Consider the following 24,105-nt stretch of genomic DNA (forward strand, 5'->3'; position numbering starts at 1 on the left):
ATGAAAAAAATAATGTGTTCAACTCATTATAAAAAAGTAATTTTACTATTTTTCGCAATTTTTGGATTTATGATTATGATATTAAATAATCAAAATCCTATATATGCTTTGCAAAATGACCATACTGTTTTAATACCCATAAAACAAGTACTTGATACAAATGACAAAGATAATAGTGTGGAGTTTACATATGTTCTGAAGGCGGAAAAAAGTGGAAGTCCTATGCCAGCAAATAGTGAAGGTAAGGAATATAAATGGATAATGAGAAATGATTCTCATGTTAATCTAACCATAAATGTCAATCAAGAGGGATCATTCAACTATAAAATATATCAAGAAACAAAAGACATAAATAGTTATGTTATTGATCATCATATTTATTCATTATGTATTAAAGCAAATAATGATAAGAATGATTTGATTACGATTACAACCGTAACAAATGAAAATGGTGAGAAAGTGGAAAATGTTACTTTTAAAAATCAATTTAAATCATTTGATACAGATACACAAAATAAAGAATTATATATGTTAAAAAATAAAATAAAAACAGGAGATTCTTATTTGACAGGAAGTTATATGTGTATGTTTCTTGTTTCAAGTGTTATTTTGATTCTATTTATAATAAAGTTTTCAAATAAGAAGAAAGGAGATGTTAAATAATGTTGAATAAGATACAACAAAAACATTTAAAAGTGATTTGCATCTTCTTTTTGACTTTTACACTCGTTTTTTCTATGTTTAAAACAGTTTATGCAGATAATGTTGATGTTTTGAATGCTCCAGAGACTGTCAGTGTTCAAACTTTAGAAAATGAACTTAAAACAGCAACAAACGAAACAAATACAGATCGAGTAGAATATGTCGATGTAAAAGGAAATCCTATTGAAAATGCACCATCAAAAATAGATTTTGGGTATATTGACGAACATAAGGAATTATCAATTTCTGGAAAGAATTATGAATTTATAAGCGCTCAAGTAAAAGGTAAAAATTGCGTTTATATAGGAAAATATGAGAACACAATCTATTACAGTACAGATGGAAAAATAGGTATAAAATTGGAAGATGAACAAAATCTAATCATGAAATACCAAGAATACTATAATATTACAGTTAAAGAAAATATCCCAGAAGGTGGAGTTGCTGGAACGATTACTACAAAAGAAGGAACATTGGATACTTCAAAAACCGTACGTGTAAATGCTGGAGATGATTTGAATATTACGGTTACACCGGCAGTAGTAAATAAAATAAGATATAAAATTTCTTCGGTTGAATCCCAAAATAATTCAACAATAAATAGAAGTTCTGGAGATGAATATGGAGCAGCATATACAATTCAATTTCAAAAAGATGATGTAATAACAATTGCTTATAGTAGTGAAGGAGTCTATCGTGTAACGATAAATAAAACAGCAAATGATGGAACAGAATATCTAAATGAAGAACATAGCAAGGATGCACTGAATTTTACTTTTACAGAAAAGGATTTGGATGCTGACGGTGCAATTAGAATACCAGTTATTCATACAAAAAGAGGATATCGTTTAATAAATATGGCGATAAATGGTACAACTTTAGCAGAAACAACAGACAACCATAGAGAAATTCCAACTGAAGAAGGGATTGGTCATGGGATAACAATGGATGCAAATTGTGGTAACACGTCTTATCTTGTAACCGTGGTGATGGAGGATAGTTATACTACGAAATTTGGTGATGAAAAAAATTGTTCTTACGCATACTCTATTAAAGTGAAACCTAGAAGAGGAAGCTGGCAGGATATAAATTTAAATCTGGTTCCGTATGCAATAGGGGAACAAGTATTAACTGCGAAACTATATACAGATGGACATAGAAGTGGTGATGGACTAGATGTGGCAATGTGGAATCCTGACACTAAAAAACTGGATCCGATTCAAGACAGTGACACAGTAAATATGGATTCTGTTGGAAGTGGCGCTGAAACACTTCATAAAAGACAAGTAAGAATTTTTTTTGCGAAAAGTAAAAACGGATATTCATCTCCTAGTGGAGCTTCTAAGGCATTTGCGAATGAGGGCTCAACAGGTGGAAAAGTAATTGCGGAAACAGGAAAGGTTGCTCAGTTATCAGCTACCACAATGGGGAAAACAGGTACTCTTGAAATTTATGATAAGATATGGCAAGAGGCAAAAAATGCTGCACAGGCTGCAGGATATACGGAATATGTAGCATTTGCAGGAGAAAAGACACTCAATACGGATTGGGAAATGTATGTAGTGAGTTTTACAACGGCTGGAATAGATTATTATGTACATTATAAATCAGGACTGGAAGATAATTTAGCGGTTAGTAATATTCCGGATAACCAGGAATTATACAATAATAGACCAATGCATTCTTACGGTAATAATCCGTCAACAGCCAAAGGAGGAAGAAAAATAGGTGTATCTTTTACAGTTGGAGAAGGCAATGAGGAACCGATTTGTAGTGGATATGAGTTTTTAGGATGGAAATTACAGAAAAAAGATGGAACGCTAAGTAATGAAACTTATCAAAATAAAGATGTATTTACGGTTTCGTTGGATAATATTGAATTTGCCGATAATATGAATCTTCCTTTTTGTTCAAGCAATAATAGGCAAGGTTATCAATTCGTTGCACAATGGAAGAAAATAGGAAGCAGGAATGTTATTGTTAATCATTATTTGAAGATACCTGATGGAAATGAAAAACTCAAAAAGACAACAGAGGGGTCAATTACATTTGCTGAAGATAATGAAACAGTAACGGCAATTTCTATTCCTGAAAATGATGGAACTTTTCCAGGCTATGTCTTTGATAAGGATGATACACGAAATGAATTAGAAAAAGAAGTTACTAATGATGACTCAACTGAAACGATTAAATTGAATCTTTATTATAAGCCTACTACATTGACGATAAAAAAATCAGTTGAAGGATATATTTTAGATGAAAATAAATCCTACAACTTTATTATAAAAGCTACTCCTCCCTCAAATGATTCAGGAAAAAGCTTAGATTCTGCAGATATTTATATAGGTCAAGATAAAAAAATTACTTTTACAAACAATCAAGCAACATTTGCTTTGAAAAAAGATGAATCAATTAATTTAAACTGTTTACCAATAAAGTGGACTTATACAATTACTGAATCAGATCCTGGCTCTAATTTTAAAGTTTATTATAAGCTTAATGATATTTCAAAATCCGAAGGAAAAACTGTAGATTGCATTATGGACAATACAGGTAAGATGACGGTTGAGTTTATTAATACTTCAACAATCGCACCACCAGAAACAGGAATTTCATCTAATGAAAAAGAATATTTAGCTATGATGATTGTAGGTTTAGTTTTATGTTTTGTTATGTTGTTCTATTTAAAAAATGTAAAAAGAAAGAAAATGTAATTAAGAAAATAAATTCTTAATTTAAGGTAAAAATTATGCAATTAACAAGTACAACAGATTATGCTATTCGAATTATAAGTTATCTTACTGAAAAAAACGGAAGTGCTTCAGCTAATGAATTATCGGATGAACTTAATATACCAAATAGTTATATTCCAAAAATAATAAAAAATTTAAAAAATAATCATTTGATTAATGCAACAGAAGGCATGAAGGGAGGTTATTCATTAGCAAAATCTTCCGATGAAATCAGTTTATATGATGTCATATCTTCGACAGAGGTGACAATGGCAATAAATAAATGTTTAGAAACCAATGGTGTGTGTTCAAGAAATTGTATTGGTACATGTCGAATAAGAAAAATACTATTTAATTTACAAACATCATTTAATTATAAACTTCAAAGTATAACATTTAGAAATATATTAAATGATGAAAGTAAACAAAATCAGTATCTTTTGTTAAAAATTGACTTAAATACAGAAAAAATAGAAATTATTAATAGAAATAACATCGATTATGATTTTCTTGACGATATTAAAATATATACAGAGTTCGTGACTGAATTTCTTAAGCAATGTGTTTGTAGAGAAGATAAATTTTTAGTTAAAGATTTTTTACTAAAATCAATGAACGATAATTTTGATTATCAAGATATTGATATCAGATTTAAAACAAATAATAATTCATGTATGAATATCAATAAACACATCAATCAAAATATTATGTTTCTTACGTTTAAAACAGCAAATATTTTTACAACAATTGATACTAGAATTAATAAGTCTTCTTCAGAACAAAATGATATGATTGAAAATGAGTTTTGGAATATGATTTCATTGTTGGAACTAGTGTTGGCTCATAATAAACTGGAAGAACCTCAAAGTATTCATAATATTTCTTATTTCACTGAACAGATTTATAAAGAGGTGCAATTAAATTATCCCAAATTAAATATATCAGATGAAGAAATAGAAAATGTTTCTAAACTAGCAACTATTCATGATATTGGTAAACTTTTCACACCATATGAAATTCTTAATAAAAAAGGTAAACTAACAAAAGATGAAATGGATATTATAAAAAAGCATCCTTTAAACGGTGCAAACATGGCATTAAAACTTCCTAAATGCGGAAAAGCAAGTAAACTTGTCCAATATGCATATAATATTTGTTTGTATCATCATGAAAGATATGACGGCCAAGGATATCCTAAAGGACTTATTGGTGATGAAATTCCTCTTTGTGCACAAGTAGTTGGACTAGCTGATGCCTATGATGCATTAATCAGTGAACGTCCATATAAAAGAAAAATTAATCATGGTGAGGCTGTAAGGATGATTGTTAATGGTGAGTGTGGAAGTTTTTCACCAAAAGTTATTATTTCGTTTATTATTGCTTCTATGAATAAAACGTGGATTGAAAAAGTAAGTAAATAATTTAAATATTAAAGAGTAATCTAATTTTGTAAATTATGATTGCTTTTTTTATTACATTGCTTTTTACACATAGTTTACAAAAAATGCATGAATTCTTTTCCTATTCTGTGCATTATAGAAAGATTGTGAATATATTAGAATAATATTCAGAAATAATTATTATTTAAGATAAATTTTGCAATTTTATAAAAAAGCCGATATAAGAGGTAGCGTATAACTAAATCATCAATCACTTTATTGTAGAAAAACGAAGATATCTAAAATTTTAAAAATTTTCTAGTTTCAGGAAGTAAGGTGATTTGTTTGTTAAACAAAATTAAAAAAATAATTTGTATAGACATAATGGTTTGGGTATGTGTTATCTCTTTGTTTTTACAAACTGTTGTTGTCTATGCGTTAAATTCATCTGATGATTCAATTTCAAAGGAAACTATTGTTGAAAATAACACAAGCTCACAATCAGATGATTCAATAGATATCAGTGATATTTATGAAAATAATGTAATAAAAATTTATAATACAAAACAGCTTCAAGCAATTGGCTCAAATTCAATTGTTACATCTACAGATAATGATGAAAGTAATTACGGTACTGGTCAACAAATTTCAGTAAATGATGAATATATAACATATTCTCTTTCTTCCAAGTATCAACTTATGAAAGATATTTCATTAAATGGAAATGACATATGGACTTTACCAAGCGACTTTACAGGCACATTTAATCATGGAACTGTAGATGAAAATTCAACATTGTATGATTCATCAACAGATACAATCTTTATTTATAATGATTATCAATTAAAAATTATTCAATCGGATAATTCTGAAAATGAACCTGTCATGTCTCAAGATATGTTACCAGAGTGTGTTGGGATGGGACAACCTGTTTATTCAGATAATAGTTCTAATTATCTAACTTATAGCAAATCACATAACTATGTGTTATCGAAAAACTTTACAGGTGAGATGCCAGAAACTAAAGCAAATCAAATATCAAATATAAGTACTGAAAATTGTGAAGGACGAGATTTTAATGGTCAAGTTGTTAAAACGATTGGTGACAAAACTTATATTCTTATTGGTAATGAAGAACAGTTAAGAAAAATAGGATCTGGTGTAACTGTTTATGGTGCTGTTTATCAAGTTTATTTACATGCTGCCAATTGGTATGTAGATGAAGATGAAAATGGTAATCCGATAATGCTATACGGTGGAGATGCCGATTTAGAAAAATCTCAAAATGGTAATGAAGATTTTGGATTTGGAGAAAAGAATATACATAAAGAGGATAAAAAATTAAGTAAATATAGTTCACATTTATATGCATGGGGAAGATGTGGAGTCAATCAATCTACTGGTGAAATTGATCCAACATTGGATATAGATAAAGCTACCAATCAAAAATATTCAACAAATGCTAATTACATTATCTTTAGAAATATTGATTTATCTAGTGATAATTGGACACCGTTGATGTTCCAAGGAACAATGATTGGTGCAAAAGCCGATGGGCAATCAACACTATGGAATAATGATACTAGCGTTACGGATTATAGCAAAGCAACTGATTTAAATATAGGAGACAAACCAGTTATTTCTAATGTGAATGTTAGTCAAACATCTGAATTGGATGTTGGAGAACAAATGGGAGTTGGTTTCTTTGCCACATTATCAAATGAAGCAAGTGACAGTGATTTAGGATTGAGCAAAGGAACTGTAACAGTAAAAAACCTTAAATTCAATAAAATAAATGTTGATAATGAAACAACAAAAACAAAATTTGATCAAACGTTAATAAGTGGATTAACTTCAACTTTAGGATTAACATTAGGAGCACTATTAGATGGATTAACATGGTTACTTACTTTTGGAACTGTTGATGCTGGATTAAGAGACACACTCAGCAGTATATTAAATGCTCGTAAGGATGACCCAACAGCTTTAGCTACGGGATGTTTTGCAGGTCGTGTAGTGGGGGATGTAGCAATATCTGACTGTGAACTGGATGATGTGAAAGTAACAAATATCAATAGTAATACAGGTGGATTTATTGGATACATATCTGGAAAGACGGAATATGATGGCTTATCAAAAGGATTAGGTGGAACGGCTACTCTATTGGCAAAAATTTTAAATGTGATTCCTGGTCTTGGCTTAGGTGATTTGATTACCATTCTTTTAGGAAACGCTATTCCAGTAGATAAATTGATTCCTACAAAGTATATCAATGCTTATGTTGAAAATTGTTCAATCAATAATTTAACAGGAAATATAGGAACAAATAATGATAAGATTGAAAATTCTGGTGGATTTATCGGTCAACAAAAAGGAACTGTCGTAAAAGATTGCCAAATTACAAACAGCAACTTCAATGTCAAAGCTAATAATTATAGTGGCGGATTTGTAGGATTAGCTAGAGATGATGTCATAGAAGGTACTTTATCGGGTGCTTTAGATATAGAAACTCAATTGCCTAAAATATTGCCTAAAATGAATCCTGAAAGTTTGTTTTTAAATTGTTCAGTATCTGCGAGTGATTTGACAATTTCGGGCAATGGATATCAAGGTGGTTTTGCTGGAGCAATGGCCAACACGTCGGCTATAAATTGTAATGTTAATATTAGTGATAAATTAACGGTATCTTCCGGTGGAGATAATTCTGGTGGCTTTGCTGGAATCGCAACAATTGGATGGGCTGCTGATTTAGGAAAAGGTGATACGAAAGATAACTTATTAGGTGGGGTTGTTGACTTAGTTGTGAAACTTTTAAGCAGTAATCAAAATGCAACATCATCATTACTTTCTCTTGCTGGTGTGAGTCCTTCTCATATATTAGGATGTCAAATAAATGCGCCATGCAGTGTTGAAGGAAAAAATTACACAGGTGGATTGATAGGCAGAGGTGATGGTGTTTATCTTACAAAATCTAATACCGATAATTTAAGTAAGGTTTCATATTTTAAAAATAATATCTTTTCAATGGATGGAATCGAAGAAAAAAATATCATTATTAATGGTTTGAAATCCGTGGATGGTGAAAATTGTGTTGGTGGTATTTCTGGCTCAGTGGGAACAGCAAGTGTAGCAGGACTTTTAAATACAACTTTAGGTGTTGCAGAATATTTAGGATTTAATGCTAATTCTATTTCACTTACTGGTTCTACAGAAGGTATAACTATTGGTGGTAAAGGAAAAAGAGTTGGTGGTGCTTTTGGTGAAGCAATCGGTGGTTCTATTAGTTCGGTTACAGTAACAAATTTAAATAATATTTCAGGAGAAAATATTGTAGGTGGATTTATAGGTGTATCTGGTCCAGGTGATCTTGCAGGAACTGATAATGGTTTGACAGTAAATCTTTTAGGATTAAATTATATTTTAAAATTAAGCAATCTTCTTTCTTTAGGACAAGCTGTTGAAGTCAATATAGATTCTTCGTCTGTAAGTGGTATTAATTCTGGATTTACTGTAGAAGCTACGGGATCAAGAGAAGATAATTCAACAACTGATTATGTAGCAGCTGGATTTGTTGCTAAAAGTAATAGTACAAAAATAAATGATGCAAAGGTTAATAATTTGAAAACAGTAACTTCTACAGATGATGGAGGTTACTCTGGTGGGTTTATTGGTATTTCAAAAACAGGTGGTTTAGCGGAAGTTGGAGATGATACAGAAATAAAAAAATTGATTTCAGCTAATGGATTATTAAATGCGGTAGGATATTTAATTCCGTCATATCAACAATGCTATGTAACTTATGTCGACAATGGGGGCATACAAGGAGACATTGCAGGAGGATTTGTTGCTGATTTTCAAAGTGGTACAGTAGAAAATGATGAAAATAATGCTTATGCAGTACAAAACATTTCATATGTTCAAGGGAAAACATACGCTGGAGGCTTTGGTGGAAAGGTTTATTCTGGAGCTTTAGCGGATTCAACAAAAGGAATAAGTATTTTAGGCGGGTTAGCAGATTTGAATATTCAAATCTCTGATTTATTGAGTTTAATACAGGTTTATATTCCTATTATTAAAAATGCTGGTGTTCAATCTAATGGATTGGTCGTTAGCTGTGATACATATAAGTCAACGGATTTAAATTCTGGCAGTGCAGGTGGATATATTGGCTATGGTAGTGCTGTAAGAGTTTCTAACAGTAGTGTCAATAAGTTAAAACACACTACAGTGAAGACACCTTTTAAAAATATTAATGATACAGACAGTTCTTTTTATTTTGGAGAATCTTCAAGCTATGCCATCTCAGCACCTAAAAACGCTGGAGGCTATGTAGGAAAATTAGATATAGGTTCTACAGCATCTGTTGGTGGTGGATTGAAGGCATTGGGAACAAATATAAATTTGGCAAATATTTTATCTGCGTTAGATGTAACAGCTTCTAAAATTGAAAATTCAGATGTAACTGGTGCGGTTGGTGGTTTTTCTGTTAAAGCAAATGGTTTGGCTGAAAATAAAACAATTGGAAACGCTGGCGGATTTGTTGGAACTGATTATGGTTCACAAATTCAAAATAGTAATGTCAATAATTTCTCTTACATCATAGGTCAAGAAACTGCTGGTGGTTATGCAGGAAATATTCAACCAGGAAGTGTTGCAGATGTATTAGGTAAAACGGAAATCTTAAAAGGATTAATTTCAGTAGATAGTTTAACAAGTGTTCTACAATCATTTATTCCTATGATTTATAACTCTCAAACTACTTGTATTCCTTGTGGTGGAGCAGTTCGTGCAGATGCCATAAGTAATGAATCATTAAAAGGATGTGCAGGTGGTTATGTAGGATATAACCTTGGTGGGCGTATTGAAGGTAATTCTACAAGGGAATGGAATGGTGAAATACCTACAGTTCAAAAAGAATGTGCAGTCTATAGATTAAGAGCTGTTTATGGATATGAATATGCTGGAGGATTTAGTGGCAGAACGGATTGTGCCAATACAGTTGATACGGGAAATATCAGTGTTCTTTATGGACTCATTAATTTAGATAATCCATTATCAGCCTTGAGTGCTGTTTATCCAACTGAAACGAATACAGCAACTTATGGACCACTTCGAGGTTTAACAACTGAAGTATGGAATTCTTGGGTAAAAGCAGTAGGAGTCAATGGCGCTTATGGTAAAAAATTCCAAGAACTTGGAGAAGTTGATAATCAAGACGAGTTAGATAAAATTATTGATCAATATGCCTATGGCTATGAAGTAAAAGCTGGGAGAACAAATGCTGGTTCAAACGATTATCAAGGCGGTATTGCTGGTGGTTATGTTGGTCAAATGAATGGAGGAGAAGTAACTTTTGCTAATGCTAGAGATTTAAAAGATGTTACAGCTTTAAAAAGCAGTGGAGGTTTTGCTGGTGAAATGATTTCAGCCGGAGTTGCGAATGTTGGAGATGTAAACTTAGAAAAGAAATTAAATGTGGTAGGCTCACTTCCAATATTGCAAAGTTTCATTCCTGTGGTAAAAACTTCGTCTGTTATAGGTTATCAATCAGGAGCAACAATATCTACTACTGGAACTGATTTTGATAATGATGAAGGAAACAGTGGTGGATTTGTTGGAAAAGTTGTTGGTGGAAAAATAGAAGGAACACAAGATCAATATTGTTTGGCTGATCAATTAAAAGTAATCAACGGTAGTCAAAATGTTGGAGGTTTTGCAGGTAATATCCAACCAGGAAGTGCTGTAACTTTAAATACTTCATCCAATACAGGATTATTATCAAATCTACTTAAGAATTTATTAGGAAATGCAGGAGATCTTGCCAAAGTATTGAATGCAACTCTTTCAATAGTTGACTATGCTAAGGTGGATGCATGGAATGATTATGGATTAAGTGTTAACGGTTCATATACATTAGAAAATGATGAAAATACAAAATATGCAAATCAAGCAGGTGGTTTTGTAGGTACTGCAGGAGGAGCAATTTTTGGTGATAAAGATGCAAATTCAGTAAGAGTTGAGGCAAATAATATTAGAAATGTTGTTGGTGGAAGACATGTTGGTGGGTTCTTTGGATTAGCTGATGTTTCTTCTGTTGCTCAAGTTGGAAATGATGATTCTGATCAAATTCTAAATTTGATTAAATTAGGAAATATTGATGTATTAGATGCCTTTAGAACTTATGTTTATCAAGCAAAAGTAACTGGATCAAATGATAATGGACTTTCAGTATGTGCAAATGATGAAAGTCAGGAAGGAACATTGGACAGTAAAGTACAGACAGGAAATGCAGGTGGATTTGGTGGAAGCTTGCTAGATGGTTCGGTAAAAAATTCGAGTGTTACTAGATTAAATAAAGTCAAAGCTAAAAACTATGCCGGTGGTTTTGTTGGTCACATGGGAAAGAGTGGTGTGGTTGATCTAGATGAAGCTGGTGTTGGTACAGGAAAATTATTAAATGCCACAGCTGGTGTCTTAGATATTTTTGGTTCTCATAGTGACAACTGTTCAGTTATTGGTATTCCAGTTGGATTTACTATTTCAAGTGAAAGTGGTAAGGAACCTATTTCTGGTGGTTTTGTTGGTTATGCTGATTTAGGAAGAATGAGCAATTGCAATGTAGAAAACATAAAGAAAGTGGCTAGTGATCAAATAGCAGGAGGCTTTGTTGGTAAAACAAGTTTTGAATATTTAGCTGATATTGACTTAGGTTCTAGCTATTTATTGGATCCGATACTTTCAATCGTCAATAAACTTCTAGATATTCTATATGTGGGAGATTTAGAAAATGTTGGCCTTATAGATATCAATTTAGGTTCACTATTAAAATTACAAGTTTTAGCTAAAGGAAATGCTTTATCAGTTACTTTGTTAGGATTAACTATTTCAGTAGCACTTGATAAAGATAGAGGAGATGGAACAAGTGACCTGGCAAAAATAACAATTGGTGATTCTTATATAGAAATCCCATGTTCAAATATTGATGGAAATCATATTGCTGACAGTGAGAAAGAAAATATTAAAGTAGGACTTATCAAATCAAACAGAACAAAAGTAGATGGATGCTCGATAACAGGTATTCATGATGGATATGATGTTTTTGGTGGAAAAGCAAATGATTCACATGATGGAAGTGAAGAAAATGGTCAAGCAGGTGGATTTATTGGTTATAACAATGAAGGATTGATTGAAAACAATGAAATGTATTTAGCTGATACGATTAGAGGAACAAGCAATCAAATAGGACCTTTTTCTGGAACAACGTCTTTAAATTCTAGTTATGACTTTAATACAAAGAAGAATATTGAAGGTAAAGATAATACGTACAGGATTTATAGAACAAGAAGTGATTCCTTGATTGATATTATAAAAAATTCATCTTTGTATAGTAAAAAGGATTCAGATTTTGATAATTGGAACATCTTCAAAATAAGGCATTATGATAAGGTACAAAAATATGATGATTTAAAAGATGCCAAATTATCTGATGAATCAAAAAGTGAAACCGTTGATTTAAATGCCTATGTCTCTCCAGCAAAAGCTGTATTGATGGATGATACAGAAGTATCTGATAACGAAGATGGTACGACACCTGTCCCTTCAGATACACAAGATCCTTGTAATGAAAAGATAAACATTACTATCAATAAGCTATGGAAAGATTTAAGTGATAAACAAAAAGAACGTCCAGATACGATTACAGTGACGTTAACAAGAACATATATGAAAGGAAGTGATGAAATATCAGAGAAAGTAGGGGATTATACTTTATCAACTAATGATGTAACTGATTCTAAAAATACCTGGCAAACAGTTATTAAAGGATTAGATGCCTATACAACATTAGATGATGGAAGTAAAGCTTATTATACTTATTCAGTTACAGAGTCCGAAGTAGAAAATTATATAACGTCTATTGAAGAATCTGATGATGGATATACGTTTACGATAACAAATAAAGATATGCCTCTTTTACCAAACTTAGGTGGAAAAGGAACAATGTTATTTGTTTTAGTAGGTATAGTAGGTGTATTAGCAGTTTTGTTATCGTACAAAAAAAGTAAAAAAGCGAATAATATTAAAGAATAGAGGAATATGAAAATGAAAAACAAATTAAAAAAAGTAATAGCATATGTACTTTCGTTCATGATGTTATTTACTATGTCAGCAATGAATATCAGTTCAGTATCTGCAGCAAGTACAGGCAGTATAACTGTTCATACTGGTAAACATGATGTAAATGGTGTTAATTTCAATGCTTACAGATTAATGGATGCAACTGTATCAGGAAATAAAGTAAGTTATTCAATTAGTTCTAATTTTACAGGATTTTTCACAGAAGAATTACTTAATGGGACAACTGGTGATGATATAGATATCAAAGCTTATAATTATATTAAAGCGAATGTTTCTACAACAGACTTTCAAAATAAGTTAAAAACATATATTGCAACAAATCAAATAAGTGCTGATGGTGCAGCAACAGGAACAACAGATACAAAAGAATATACAATTGCTGGATTGGCATATGGTTATTATGCAGTTATTCCTTCTGGTGAAGGATATACTCCTTCTTTTACAACAGTAAAATCAAGTAAAGCAGTTGATGTTTATTTAAAAGGTAAAACACCTGATCCAGAAAAAACAATCAATAATAAAAAATATGATTCTGCACAAGTTGGCGATACTGTAGATTTCAAGGTTGAATCAATGGTTCCAAACATGACAGGATATAATCAATATTATTATATTTTTAAAGATACTATGACTGAAGGTCTAACAGTATCAAAAGACACATTAAATTTAGTAGTTAAAATTGGTGGTACTGTAGTAGACACTAGTGAATATACTTTAACAGTTGATAAAATAAATAGAATATTTACAGTTGAATTCAAAAATTTCTATACTAATCATGCTAAAGACGCAAATGAATCATTAACATTTACATATTCAGCAGTTGTTAATGAAAAAGCAATCAATGATTCAAATACATCTACCAACAAAGCAGAAGTTAGTTATGGTAATGACCCAGAACATTTAACAACAGGAGCCCCAAGTGAAGTTAAAGTGTTAACTCATACATTAAAAATCAATAAAGTTGATGAACAAAATAAACCATTATCTGGCGCTGAATTTGCTTTATATAGAAATAATGTTGATAGTGATAAATTAAAATTTGTTGATGAAGGAAATGGAACTTATAGAATTGCTACAACAGATGATGGAACTACTACTGATACATTAGTTTCTCCTGAAGGAGGAGTTATTACTGTAAAAGGATTATCAGAAGGACATTACGTTATTGAAGAAACAAAAGCACCTGATGGTTATGCAAAATTAAAAAATACAATTAATAAAACAATTAGTGTAGATGAAAATGCTCCACAAACAGTAACTGTTGAAGAAAAAGTTACAAATAAAACAGAATCATGGTTACCAGAAACTGGTGGTATGGGTACAGTTATCTTTACAGTAGTAGGGGTTGTTGGTGTGTTAGCTATTCTTTCAACTTACTTTAAAAAAGGTAAAAAAAGAGAAGAAGCTTAATTGAAATATTAATTAAGATCTCTCATAGATATTAAATGTATGAAAGATATATTAAACAAAATTAAATTATTTGATGTTATTAGAGCTGTTTTATTAGTTTTTTTCCTAGGAATATTGCTTTATCCAACAGTAAGTGATTACCTGGGAAGAATTCACAGCTCACAAGCAGTTTCTTCTTATAATAATGAAGTAAAGGGAATAGATGAAGCTACAAAAAAACAAATGTTGGAAGAAGCACAGGAATATAATCAGTCATTGGTCAATACCACGAAATTATATGATCCATTTTCTACAACAGGTAAACCGAGTAAAGAGTATATGAATCTGCTCAATGTTTCTAAAGATGGCATGATGGCATATCTTCAAATACCTAAAATAGATGTGAAATTGCCTATATATCATTCAACAAGTAATGGTATCTTACAAAAAGGTGTGGGGCATATGGAAGGATCTTCTTTGCCTATAGGTGGAACAAGTACGCATGCTGTTTTATCTGGGCATAGAGGATTACCAAATTCAAAGCTGTTTACAGATCTTGACAAGATGAAAGTTGGAGATATTTTCTATATTTCTGTTCTAGGTGATACGTTAGCTTATGAAGTAGATCAAATTAAAACAGTATTGCCCTCTCAAACGGATGATATTGAAATTGTAGATGGTGAAGATTATGTTACGCTTGTTACTTGTACACCTTATTCTGTTAATACTCATAGATTGCTTGTAAGAGGAAAAAGAACGGATTACAAAGAAGCAATAAAGAAAACACCGAATAAGGTCAATAATGGTATACAAATTCCTTATGAGGTAAAATTAGCATTTTTAAGTTTTATTATTATAGGAATTATTATATTTATTTGGAGGAGGCGATAACATGATAAATGCAAAAAGATTATTTATTATTGTATTTACATGCTTATTGTCTCTTTCAATTAATAATGTTTATGCTCAAAATCATGGTTCTTTAACGATTCACTGTCATTATTTAGATGTACACAACCATATTTTTAATATTAGTCAAGATCATATTGCGTTGATAAAAATAGCTGATTATGATGGTAATGACTATCAAGTTTTAGATAAATACTCTAAACTTGTTACAATTAAAAAAGATATGTCAGCTTCTGAACAAAATGGAGTTGCTACTAAATTGATGGATTATATTCAAAAAAATAATATTGATTATGATGAAGAATTAATAACCAATCAAAGAGGAGAAGCTACTTTTAGAGATTTAGACTATGGAATATATATAATCTATGAACATAATGAAAGTGAATTTGCATATAAGATGGAACCTTTTATTATTTCAATCCCACTTCTTGAAAAAGAAGATGACGAATCATATGAAGAGGATTATGATGTAGATGTTGAACCGAAGTATTCAAGAATGAGACCTGGAATTGATGAAGAACCAGATGATGATTCAAAAGAAGAGCCTGATGATAAAATTCCTAGTAATGATGAGAATTTTAAGAAAGAAAAAAATTTCAGTCAAACATCTAATTACAAGGATAATCAAAAATTAAAAACAGGAGATTATTATAATCCTGAATATTGGTTATTACTTATGATTATGTCTATTATAATATTTATCATGTTTCATAGGGAAAATATTAGACATTAAAATTTTTAAGATTATGTAGAGGAAAATTAAATTATATCCTCTTTTTTTGTTTATTAAATTATAAATTTAAATTTGAAAGCATAGACATTAAATGATATAATTTGCCTATAATAGTATGGGAGGGATTTTTATGGCAAACCTACGAGAAACAATTAGACCATCCGCAGATTTAAGAAATCATTATAATGAAATTTCTAAACAATGTAGAGAAGATAAAGAAGCGGTAATCATTACTGTACATGGTAAGGGAGATACTGTATCTCTTTCTTTTGAAGAATATCAAAATATGAAGGCTCATATTGAATTATTAGAAACACTTGCTGAAGCTGAAGATGATGTAAAAAATGGACGAGTTGCTCCTATAAATGAGACATTTGATGATTTAAGAATGATATTAAAAGGTAAGTAATTATGAAGTATAATATTATTCGAACAGATAAGGCAGATGAAGGAATTAGACATACTGTTTTATATCTAGCAAATCATTTTGGTAATGAATTTGCTTTAGAAAAGTTAGATTATATTGAAAACACTATCTTGCTTTTAGAAGATAATCCCTATATTGGAACATTGCCTAGATATGCAGTGTTGAAGAGACAAGGTTACAGAGTTCTAATATTAGAAAAAAATTTAGCATTCTATAAAGTGAATGAAGAAAAAAGAAAAGTTATTATTTATGCGTTTGTTGACCAAAGACAAGATTATTTGAATATTATAAGAGGACTATAAAGTTTAAAATGATTTAAAAAAAGAAGCTTATTTGTCATCTACTTTCTATTAGATAGTGGGGGACATATAAATAGCTTCTTTTTAATTGACAGATCTATAACCATAAATTGATTTGTTATTTAAAGAATAACTTTTATTTCTTACCTCGTCTTTGCTGTTTCCTTCAATAGTATATACCTTGCCGTTTTCTACTTTTTCAACGATTCCAACATGTTGAACATGGCCATCACCGTTCCAATCAAAAAAGATAATATCACCTGTTTGAGGAATGTATGATTTATTTTTCCATTTGCTATGATCTTTGTACCTTTTTTCTCCGTCTGTACATAAAGAAAATCTTGGAATTGTATTATTAATCATAAGGGTTTCTCTTTTTGGCTATTTTTATTTCTTTTCAAAAGCCTCTGCAACTTCTACAAGTAAATCTCTAATGTGTAAATGTTGTGGACAAATTTGTTCACATAAACCACATTTTAAACATTCACTTGCTTTTGCATTTTTAACTGTAGTAGTAATCACTGTTCCAATCTCCATAAACTTTTTTAGTGTTTAAGCAGGCAAATAAATCTGGAATAGCAATGTTCTTTGGGCATTTTTCCATACAGTAACGACAAGCAATACATGGAATAAAGTTTTTACTTTTGAAGATTTCTGTGACTTGTTTAACTGCTTCTTGTTCTTTTGTAGATAATGGTTGAAAATCTTTCATGAAACTTAAGTTATCTTGCATTTGTGCCATATCATTCATTCCTGATAAAACCATCATCATTCCATCAAAACCAGTAGCAAAACGTAAGGCATAATTTGCAGGCGACATTTCACCTAAGTCTTCATAGATACGTTTTGCTTCTTCTGGTAAAAAGGAAAAGAATATTTAAGATTAGATTCTTTACGTGGAAATGAAACTTTGGAAGATTATTATTCAATGTTTTGTTTTGTAGAAAAAGGGACATGTGTTGATAGAAATTATCATGGTATTTTAAGAGAACGAAAACTTTAAAAAATATTAAAAATCCTCTTGACTCTAAACTCAACTTTAGGTTTATAGTTTGCTTGAAAGGGAGATTACTTATGAAATCAAAAGTTTATTTTACAAGAATAATAACACCTGAAAAGGTTTTAGAAATGTACGAAGTATTAGGAAAAGAATTAATAGGAAAGATTGCTGTTAAACTTCATTCAGGGGAAGAAGGAAATCAAAACTTTTTAAAACCTGATTTTTGGAGACCAATTATTGATAGGTTAAATGGAACAGTTGTGGAGTGTAATACAGCTTATGAAGGATCTAGAAATACAACTGAAAAACATTTAAAAACAATTGAAAAACATGGATGGTCTAAATATTTTGATGTAGATTTAATGGATGCAGAAGGTCCTGATATGATTCTAGATATTCCTGAAGGAAAAGTGATTCAAAAAAACTATGTTGGAAAAGATATGAAAAACTATGATGGAATGATTGTTTTATCTCATTTTAAAGGACATCCAATGGGTGGTTATGGCGGAGCTTTAAAACAACTTTCAATTGGTTGTGCTTCATCTTATGGAAAAGCTTATATTCATGGGGCAGGAGAACCTGAAAAGATTTGGACAGCTGATCATGATTTGTTTTTAGAATCAATGGCAGATGCAGCTAAGTCAGTTCATGAATATTTTAAAGGAAACATTGTTTATATCAATGTTATGAAAAATATGTCTGTTGATTGTGATTGTTGTGCAGTGGCAGAAGATCCGTGTATGGATGATATTGGTATTTTAATTTCAACGGATCCAATTGCTATTGATCAAGCATGTATTGATTTAGTTTATGCTTCTAATGATAAGGGAAGAAATCATTTAATTGAAAGAATTGAATCTCGTCATGGTATTCATACCATTGAAGCAGCCTCAGCACTTGGATATGGTTCAAGAGAATATGAACTTATTGAAATAGATGATTAATCTGTTCCATGCTTAAAAGACATAGTGCGCTATTTAAAAGAGGTATTTGCCTCAACTATGCAAGAATGATAAAATAATAAAAGGTAAGAATACTTACTTGAAGGCTAATTTAAGGAAAATAAATAGGAGGAAAAAGGAAATGAGTCAAAAGAAATTAGGTTTTGGTTTAATGCGTTTACCATCGTTAGATCCAAATGATGCTTCAAAAATTGATATTGAACAAACAAAAAAGATGGTTGACACATTTATCGAAAAAGGTTTTACATATTTTGATACTGCATGGATGTATTGTGGATTTGCAAGTGAAAATGCAGCCAAAGAAGCACTTGTATCACGTTACCCAAGAGATGCTTATACACTTGCAACAAAATTACATTCAGGTTTTATTAAAACAAAAGAAGATCGTGATCATATCTTTAATGAACAACTTTCAAAAACAGGTGTAGAATATTTTGATTATTATTTATTACATGATATTAATACACATAGTATTGAAGTTTATAATGAATTAGATTGCTTTAACTGGATACAAGATAAAAAAGCAAAAGGTTTAGTTAAAACTATTGGTTTTTCTTATCATGATGGTCCTGAATTGCTTGATCAAGTTTTAACAGAACACCCAGAATTTGAATTTGTACAATTACAAATCAACTATCTTGATTGGGACAGTGTTGGCGTTCAATCAAGAAAATGTTATGAAGTAGCTACAAAACATCATAAACCTGTTATCGTTATGGAACCTGTAAAAGGTGGAACACTTGCGAAAGTACCAGAAGAAGTTGAAAAGATGTTTAAAGAATATCATCCGGATATGTCAATTCCTTCTTGGGCTATTCGTTTTGCAGCAAGTCAAGAAAACGTTATGATGGTTTTAAGTGGTATGTCTAATATGGAACAATTAGAAGATAACTTAGGTTATATGGAAGATTTTAAACCATTAAATGAAGAAGAATATGCTTTAATTAAAAAAGCGGTTACTGCAATCAATTCAACAATTACTGTCCCATGTACAGGATGTGCTTATTGCGTTGATGGTTGTCCTATGAATATTGCCATTCCAAAATACTTCTCATTATATAATGCAGATTTACAAGAAGTAGAAGAAAAAGGATGGACACCACAAGGAGAATACTACAACAACTTAACAAAAACATTTGGTAAAGCCAGTGACTGTGTTGAATGTGGTCAATGCGAAGGCGTATGTCCACAACATTTATCAATTATTCAATATTTAAAAGATGTTGCAGGTCATTTTGAAAAATAACGGAATATAGAAAATTGCTACATAGAAATGAAGAAATAAATATTATTAGTTTAGGGGTAGGTTCTTTAGAATAAGTAAATCAAGAAGTAATCAAATTTACTTACAAATTCATTTTGGTGTTGAATATTCATCAGAAGAGTATGGTTGGACAACGAATTTAAAACCTATTATGGTGCTTTAGATTATATATTAGATTAAAAAAAGCAATTATTTATCATATTGATTTATCATCACATTCGCTAAAACTTGTTCATCACGTTTTAGATATTGACATGTTTAGTATTGATTCGGCTTATGATTTGAAGTTTGAAGACTTCGCCATTGATGAATTTGATGAACGTATGGATTTATATCGTTGTCTTAAAAAAGAAGGCGTAGGTACTACTGTAATGAAAGCCTTTTGTGGAGGAAAACTTTGAGAAGAAGATGAGTCACTATTTCATTAAGCCTTGACAGAAACTCAATATATGCAGTATGCTTTAGATAAACTGTCTATTTTAACAGTTTTGCCAGGAATTAGAAATGATGATTTAACACGTACTCTTCGTTATTTAGAAGTATCTGATGTAGAAAAAGATTATTCAATTTTAAGAATATTTCCAATATTAGAAAATTGTAATCAATTTGTTTATTATAAACATTGTCATCCTTGTTCAAAAGGGTTAGACACTACCTTGATTAATAATATTATGATCTTGCTCGTTTAAAAGATGAACTTGCTACAAATCATTATCATCATTTAGCTTTAAAAGCAAGTGATTGTATTGTTTGTCACCATTGTGATAAACGATGTCCATTTCATGTTCAACAGAGTAAACATATGCAAGAAATTACTGATTATTTTCATGAATAAGATATAGAGATACGAAATCGAAAATAAACAAGAAGTTTATTATATATCAGGAGGGAAAATGGAAATTGTTGTTATTGATGGACAAGGTGGCGGAATTGGAAAAAATATTATACAAGTTTTAAAAGAAAAACATCCAGAATATACCATCATTGGTGTTGGAACCAATAGTATGGCAACAACACAGCTAAAAAAGGGTGGTGCTGATATTATTGCAACGGGGGAAAATGCTGTTGTTTATAATGTTAAACATGCCTCTATTGTTGTTGGTCCGATTGGAGTTGCTTTTGCAAATTCAATGTATGGTGAAATTACACCAGCTATGGCAAAAGCTATTGGAGAAAGTGAAGCGCGTAAATATTTTATTCCTGTTTCTAAATGCAGTGCTCAAGTCGTAGGTGTTGCATCAAAATCAATATCTGAATATATTGATGACCTTGTTGTTATGATTGAAAAATTAGAAAAATAGAGGATATCGTATACATGAAGTATCGATTATAGTTGAAACTATAAACTACTTATGTATACGATATTTTTTTGAGTAAAATAATAAATATAACTTTTTTCAATGTTAAATGAAGCCTTTAAGTAGAAGTCATAGAGGAGTTTAGGGAGATTTATATGAATAAATTAGAATTATTACAAGAAGAATTAAGAAATTATGGAAAAGTTGCGATTGCTTATAGTGGGGGTGTTGATTCCAACTTTTTATTCCATGTAGCTCTTGAAACATTAGGAAAAGAAAATGTTTTTCCTGTTTTATGTCGAGGAGCAATGATGTCAAAAGAAGACATTGAAGGTGCTCTTGAACAATTAAAAGATTCAAATCATGTGGTTTTATCAGTCAATCCATTAGACGTAGAAGCTTTTCATTTTAATCATAAAGATCGTTGTTATCATTGTAAAAGAAGCATTATGTCAAAAGTTATTGCCGTCGCTAAAGAACATGACTTTGCTTATGTTTTAGATGGGAAAAATAAAGATGATGAAAAAGTGTATCGACCAGGATTAAAAGCTTGTGAAGAATTAGGTATTATTTCGCCTTTAGCGAATAATAATTTAGCAAAACAAGAAATTAGGGATTATTCTAAACAGCTTGGTATTGCTACTTATAATAAACCATCCAATGCCTGTCTGGCTTCTCGTTTTGACTACAATACAGAGCTTACTTTAGAAAAATTAAAACTTGTTGAAACAGGTGAAAAATATTTACATGATTTAGGAATGCTTCATGTACGTTTAAGAGTACATGGAGATGTGGCACGTCTTGAAGTTGAACCACAAGATTTTATGAAAATCATTGAAAATAAAGAATTGATTCAAAATATTAAAAATCTTGGATTTAGATTTGTAACACTTGATTTAGAAGGAATTAGAAGTGGAGGTTATGATATTGAAAACATTAGAAATTCTACAAAAGGTTAAAAATAATGAACTAACAATTGAACAAGCTCAAAAACTGATTGAACAGCCTTTAGATTATGCAACGATTGATTATGATCGAAAAAAAAGAACAGGAAATCATGAAGTAATCTATGGTGCTGGTAAAACCAAAGAACAAATTATTGGGATTGTAAAAAATATGTTAGACCATGATATCCATTCTATTTTAATTACACGTGTCGACCAAGAAAAAAGTGAAGCTATCTTAAAAGAATTTCCACAAATGATTTATGATTCTTTATCGCACATTTGTTATATTGATGAAGATCAAAAAGAAATCAATAAAGGAAAAATTGTTGTTGTTTGTGCGGGAACATCAGACTTGCCAGTTGCTCGTGAAGCCATGCTTACAGCTCAATTTTTAGGTAACGAAGTTGAACTTGTCAGTGATGTGGGTGTTGCCGGTATTCATCGTTTGTTTCATCGTTTAGATACTATTCAAAGGGCAAATGTTTTAGTTGTTTGTGCAGGAATGGAAGGGGCCCTTGCTTCCGTTGTTGGAGGACTTGTGGATAAACCAGTTATTGCCGTACCAACATCCATTGGTTATGGGGCTAACTTTGATGGATTATCAGCTCTTCTTGCGATGCTTAATAGCTGTGCGAGTGGGGTTAGTGTTGTCAATATTGATAATGGATTTGGGGCAGGATTTATGGCCCATACCATTAATTGTTTAGGAGGAAAGAAATAGTGAAAGTATTATATTTTGATTGTAGTAGTGGAATTAGTGGAAATATGACTTTAGGAGCATTATCTGAATTGATTGATGACCCTCATTATTTAGTTAATGAATTAAAAAAATTAAATGTGGATGGGTATCATATTCATATTTCTAAAGAAAAGAAAAATGGGATTACAGGAACTTATGTTGATGTTCATTTAGAACATGAACATCATCATGAACATGAGCATGAACACTTACATCATGAACACGCTCATCACCATCATCATGAACATCGTAATTTATTCGATGTTAATAAAATTATTGATGAAAGTGAAATTGATGAAAAAGCGAAAGATCTTGCTAAACGTATCTTTTTAAGAGTTGCCAAAGCTGAAAGCAAAGTCCATAATGAAAGTTTAGAAAATGTTCATTTTCATGAAGTAGGAGCCATTGACTCTATTGTTGATATTATTGGAACAGCAATTTTATTATGTAAAATTAATCCGGATGTTATTTATAGTAGTGTCGTTAATGATGGTTATGGATTTGTTGAATGTGCACATGGGATGATTTCTGTCCCTGTACCTGCAACATCTGAAATCTTTGCAGCAAGTAATGCTATCACTCGACAAATTGATGTAGATACAGAACTTGTTACACCAACAGGTGCTGCAATCATCGCAGAAATTGCGAGTGAATTTACTACAATGCCTGCTATGAATGTTCAAAAAGTAGGTTGGGGAACGGGTACAAAAGATTTGGTAATTCCAAATGTTTTAAAAGTATCCCTTGGAGAAATTAAAAAAAAAAACGAAATTATAGTCATGGAAACCAACATTGATGATTGTAGTGGAGAAATGCTTGGTTTTGTAATGGAACAGCTTTTAGATCAAGGAGCTTTAGATGTTTTCTTTACTTCTATCTTTATGAAAAAAAATAGACCAGCTTATCGCTTGACGGTCGTTTGTAATGAAGAAAAGATGGGTCTCTTACAAAAAGTGATTTTTACGCAAACAACAACTATTGGTATTCGTTATCGTAAGGAACAAAGAACTGTTTTAAAAAGACAAATTAAAGAAATCGAAACACCTCTTGGAAAACTTCAAGTAAAAGAAGTAGAAATTGATGGTGAAAAAAGATGTTATCCAGAATATAAAAGTGCTAAAAAATTAGCGTTAAAACATCAATGTTCTTTACAGGAAATATATCATCTTGTTAAATAAAGGAGAAT

Annotated in this window: 20 protein-coding genes; 17 read left to right on the forward strand and 3 right to left on the reverse strand. The window is 30.9% G+C overall.

Annotated elements, in window-relative coordinates:
* The 9 genes from OCV55_RS05550 to OCV55_RS05590 all read left to right on the forward strand — a co-directional run bounded on the left by OCV55_RS05550 (window position 1) and on the right by OCV55_RS05590 (window position 16,712).
* Window positions 1–663: an FctA domain-containing protein gene (locus tag OCV55_RS05550; protein ID WP_147580043.1), complete on the forward strand. Its 663-nt coding sequence runs from the start codon at window positions 1–3 to the stop codon at window positions 661–663.
* Window positions 663–3,416: a DUF7601 domain-containing protein gene (locus OCV55_RS05555; RefSeq protein ID WP_147580044.1), complete on the forward strand. Its 2,754-nt coding sequence runs from the start codon at window positions 663–665 to the stop codon at window positions 3,414–3,416. The genes OCV55_RS05550 and OCV55_RS05555 overlap by 1 nt, the downstream gene beginning before the upstream one ends.
* A gap of 35 nt (window positions 3,417–3,451) precedes the next feature.
* Window positions 3,452–4,855 carry an Rrf2 family transcriptional regulator gene (locus OCV55_RS05560; protein ID WP_147580045.1) on the forward strand — a complete coding sequence of 468 codons (1,404 nt, stop codon included), beginning with the start codon at window positions 3,452–3,454 and terminating at the stop codon, window positions 4,853–4,855.
* Window positions 4,856–5,158: 303 nt separating this feature from the next.
* Window positions 5,159–12,901: a Cna B-type domain-containing protein gene (locus OCV55_RS05565; RefSeq protein ID WP_147580046.1), complete on the forward strand. Its 7,743-nt coding sequence runs from the start codon at window positions 5,159–5,161 to the stop codon at window positions 12,899–12,901.
* 12 nt (window positions 12,902–12,913) lie between these two features.
* A complete protein-coding gene (locus tag OCV55_RS05570; protein WP_147580047.1) occupies window positions 12,914–14,359 on the forward strand; it encodes a SpaH/EbpB family LPXTG-anchored major pilin in 1,446 nt (481 codons plus the stop codon).
* Between the two features lie 39 nt (window positions 14,360–14,398).
* A complete protein-coding gene (locus tag OCV55_RS05575) occupies window positions 14,399–15,229 on the forward strand; it encodes a class C sortase (protein WP_117828924.1) in 831 nt (276 codons plus the stop codon).
* A 1-nt stretch (window position 15,230) separates the two neighbouring features.
* On the forward strand, window positions 15,231–15,983 hold the full coding sequence (locus tag OCV55_RS05580; protein ID WP_147580048.1) for an isopeptide-forming domain-containing protein: 753 nt from the start codon (window positions 15,231–15,233) through the stop codon (window positions 15,981–15,983).
* A gap of 130 nt (window positions 15,984–16,113) precedes the next feature.
* A complete protein-coding gene (locus tag OCV55_RS05585) occupies window positions 16,114–16,392 on the forward strand; it encodes a type II toxin-antitoxin system Phd/YefM family antitoxin (protein WP_032091299.1) in 279 nt (92 codons plus the stop codon).
* Window positions 16,393–16,394: 2 nt separating this feature from the next.
* Window positions 16,395–16,712, forward strand: coding sequence for a type II toxin-antitoxin system RelE/ParE family toxin (locus tag OCV55_RS05590; RefSeq protein ID WP_147580049.1), 318 nt, complete (start codon window positions 16,395–16,397; stop codon window positions 16,710–16,712).
* Between the two features lie 81 nt (window positions 16,713–16,793).
* Here OCV55_RS05590 and OCV55_RS05595 read toward each other — a convergent pair whose 3' ends face one another.
* Genes OCV55_RS05595 through OCV55_RS05605 form a run of 3 tightly spaced genes read right to left on the reverse strand, consistent with a single transcriptional unit; the run spans window position 16,794 to window position 17,529 of the window.
* The gene (locus tag OCV55_RS05595; RefSeq protein WP_147580050.1) at window positions 16,794–17,072 is read right to left on the reverse strand and encodes a CHAP domain-containing protein; all 279 of its coding nucleotides are present in this window, start codon (window positions 17,070–17,072) and stop codon (window positions 16,794–16,796) included.
* A gap of 24 nt (window positions 17,073–17,096) precedes the next feature.
* A complete protein-coding gene (locus OCV55_RS05600; RefSeq protein ID WP_267309827.1) occupies window positions 17,097–17,231 on the reverse strand; it encodes a 4Fe-4S dicluster domain-containing protein in 135 nt (44 codons plus the stop codon).
* Window positions 17,212–17,529, reverse strand: coding sequence for a hypothetical protein (locus tag OCV55_RS05605; RefSeq protein ID WP_267309828.1), 318 nt, complete (start codon window positions 17,527–17,529; stop codon window positions 17,212–17,214). The genes OCV55_RS05600 and OCV55_RS05605 overlap by 20 nt, the downstream gene beginning before the upstream one ends.
* Before the next feature lie 254 nt (window positions 17,530–17,783).
* On the opposite strand from OCV55_RS05605, the gene OCV55_RS05610 reads away from it, so the two are divergent.
* The 8 genes from OCV55_RS05610 (at window position 17,784) to larC (ending at window position 24,097) form a co-directional block, all read left to right on the forward strand.
* Window positions 17,784–18,653, forward strand: a complete 870-nt coding sequence (locus OCV55_RS05610) for a DUF362 domain-containing protein (RefSeq protein WP_147580051.1) — start codon at window positions 17,784–17,786, stop codon at window positions 18,651–18,653.
* 139 nt (window positions 18,654–18,792) lie between these two features.
* Window positions 18,793–19,917 carry an aldo/keto reductase gene (locus OCV55_RS05615; RefSeq protein WP_119363267.1) on the forward strand — a complete coding sequence of 375 codons (1,125 nt, stop codon included), beginning with the start codon at window positions 18,793–18,795 and terminating at the stop codon, window positions 19,915–19,917.
* A 272-nt stretch (window positions 19,918–20,189) separates the two neighbouring features.
* Entirely contained in the window at window positions 20,190–20,336 is a 147-nt protein-coding gene (locus tag OCV55_RS05620; RefSeq protein WP_227391875.1) for a hypothetical protein, read from the forward strand.
* A 48-nt stretch (window positions 20,337–20,384) separates the two neighbouring features.
* Window positions 20,385–20,624: a hypothetical protein gene (locus OCV55_RS05625; RefSeq protein WP_052010853.1), complete on the forward strand. Its 240-nt coding sequence runs from the start codon at window positions 20,385–20,387 to the stop codon at window positions 20,622–20,624.
* Window positions 20,625–20,828: 204 nt separating this feature from the next.
* On the forward strand, window positions 20,829–21,236 hold the full coding sequence (locus tag OCV55_RS05630; RefSeq protein WP_022001580.1) for a DUF3842 family protein: 408 nt from the start codon (window positions 20,829–20,831) through the stop codon (window positions 21,234–21,236).
* 152 nt (window positions 21,237–21,388) lie between these two features.
* Window positions 21,389–22,192, forward strand: coding sequence for an ATP-dependent sacrificial sulfur transferase LarE (gene larE, locus OCV55_RS05635; RefSeq protein ID WP_147580052.1), 804 nt, complete (start codon window positions 21,389–21,391; stop codon window positions 22,190–22,192).
* Window positions 22,155–22,901 (forward strand): nickel pincer cofactor biosynthesis protein LarB, encoded by a 747-nt coding sequence (gene larB, locus OCV55_RS05640; protein ID WP_256186555.1) that lies wholly within the window; start codon window positions 22,155–22,157, stop codon window positions 22,899–22,901. The genes larE and larB overlap by 38 nt, the downstream gene beginning before the upstream one ends.
* Complete coding sequence (larC, locus tag OCV55_RS05645) at window positions 22,901–24,097, forward strand: nickel pincer cofactor biosynthesis protein LarC (RefSeq protein WP_147580054.1); 1,197 nt, start codon at window positions 22,901–22,903, stop codon at window positions 24,095–24,097. The genes larB and larC overlap by 1 nt, the downstream gene beginning before the upstream one ends.
* Window positions 24,098–24,105 lie beyond the last annotated feature (8 nt).

The sequence above is a fragment of the [Clostridium] ammoniilyticum genome, assembly GCF_025566905.1.
Lineage (GTDB): Bacteria > Bacillota_I > Bacilli_A > Erysipelotrichales > Coprobacillaceae > Faecalibacillus > Faecalibacillus intestinalis.

Coding starts and splice junctions, on each gene's coding strand:
- OCV55_RS05550 (WP_147580043.1), top strand. CDS start 1: ATGAAAAAAATAATGTGTTCAACTCATTATAAAAAAGTAATTTTACTA.
- OCV55_RS05555 (WP_147580044.1), top strand. CDS start 663: ATGTTGAATAAGATACAACAAAAACATTTAAAAGTGATTTGCATCTTC.
- OCV55_RS05560 (WP_147580045.1), top strand. CDS start 3,452: ATGCAATTAACAAGTACAACAGATTATGCTATTCGAATTATAAGTTAT.
- OCV55_RS05570 (WP_147580047.1), top strand. CDS start 12,914: ATGAAAAACAAATTAAAAAAAGTAATAGCATATGTACTTTCGTTCATG.
- OCV55_RS05575 (WP_117828924.1), top strand. CDS start 14,399: ATGAAAGATATATTAAACAAAATTAAATTATTTGATGTTATTAGAGCT.
- OCV55_RS05580 (WP_147580048.1), top strand. CDS start 15,231: ATGATAAATGCAAAAAGATTATTTATTATTGTATTTACATGCTTATTG.
- OCV55_RS05585 (WP_032091299.1), top strand. CDS start 16,114: ATGGCAAACCTACGAGAAACAATTAGACCATCCGCAGATTTAAGAAAT.
- OCV55_RS05590 (WP_147580049.1), top strand. CDS start 16,395: ATGAAGTATAATATTATTCGAACAGATAAGGCAGATGAAGGAATTAGA.
- OCV55_RS05595 (WP_147580050.1), bottom strand. CDS start 17,072: ATGATTAATAATACAATTCCAAGATTTTCTTTATGTACAGACGGAGAA.
- OCV55_RS05605 (WP_267309828.1), bottom strand. CDS start 17,529: ATGTCGCCTGCAAATTATGCCTTACGTTTTGCTACTGGTTTTGATGGA.
- OCV55_RS05610 (WP_147580051.1), top strand. CDS start 17,784: ATGAAATCAAAAGTTTATTTTACAAGAATAATAACACCTGAAAAGGTT.
- OCV55_RS05615 (WP_119363267.1), top strand. CDS start 18,793: ATGAGTCAAAAGAAATTAGGTTTTGGTTTAATGCGTTTACCATCGTTA.
- OCV55_RS05620 (WP_227391875.1), top strand. CDS start 20,190: ATGTTTAGTATTGATTCGGCTTATGATTTGAAGTTTGAAGACTTCGCC.
- OCV55_RS05625 (WP_052010853.1), top strand. CDS start 20,385: ATGCAGTATGCTTTAGATAAACTGTCTATTTTAACAGTTTTGCCAGGA.
- OCV55_RS05630 (WP_022001580.1), top strand. CDS start 20,829: ATGGAAATTGTTGTTATTGATGGACAAGGTGGCGGAATTGGAAAAAAT.
- larE (WP_147580052.1), top strand. CDS start 21,389: ATGAATAAATTAGAATTATTACAAGAAGAATTAAGAAATTATGGAAAA.
- larB (WP_256186555.1), top strand. CDS start 22,155: ATGATATTGAAAACATTAGAAATTCTACAAAAGGTTAAAAATAATGAA.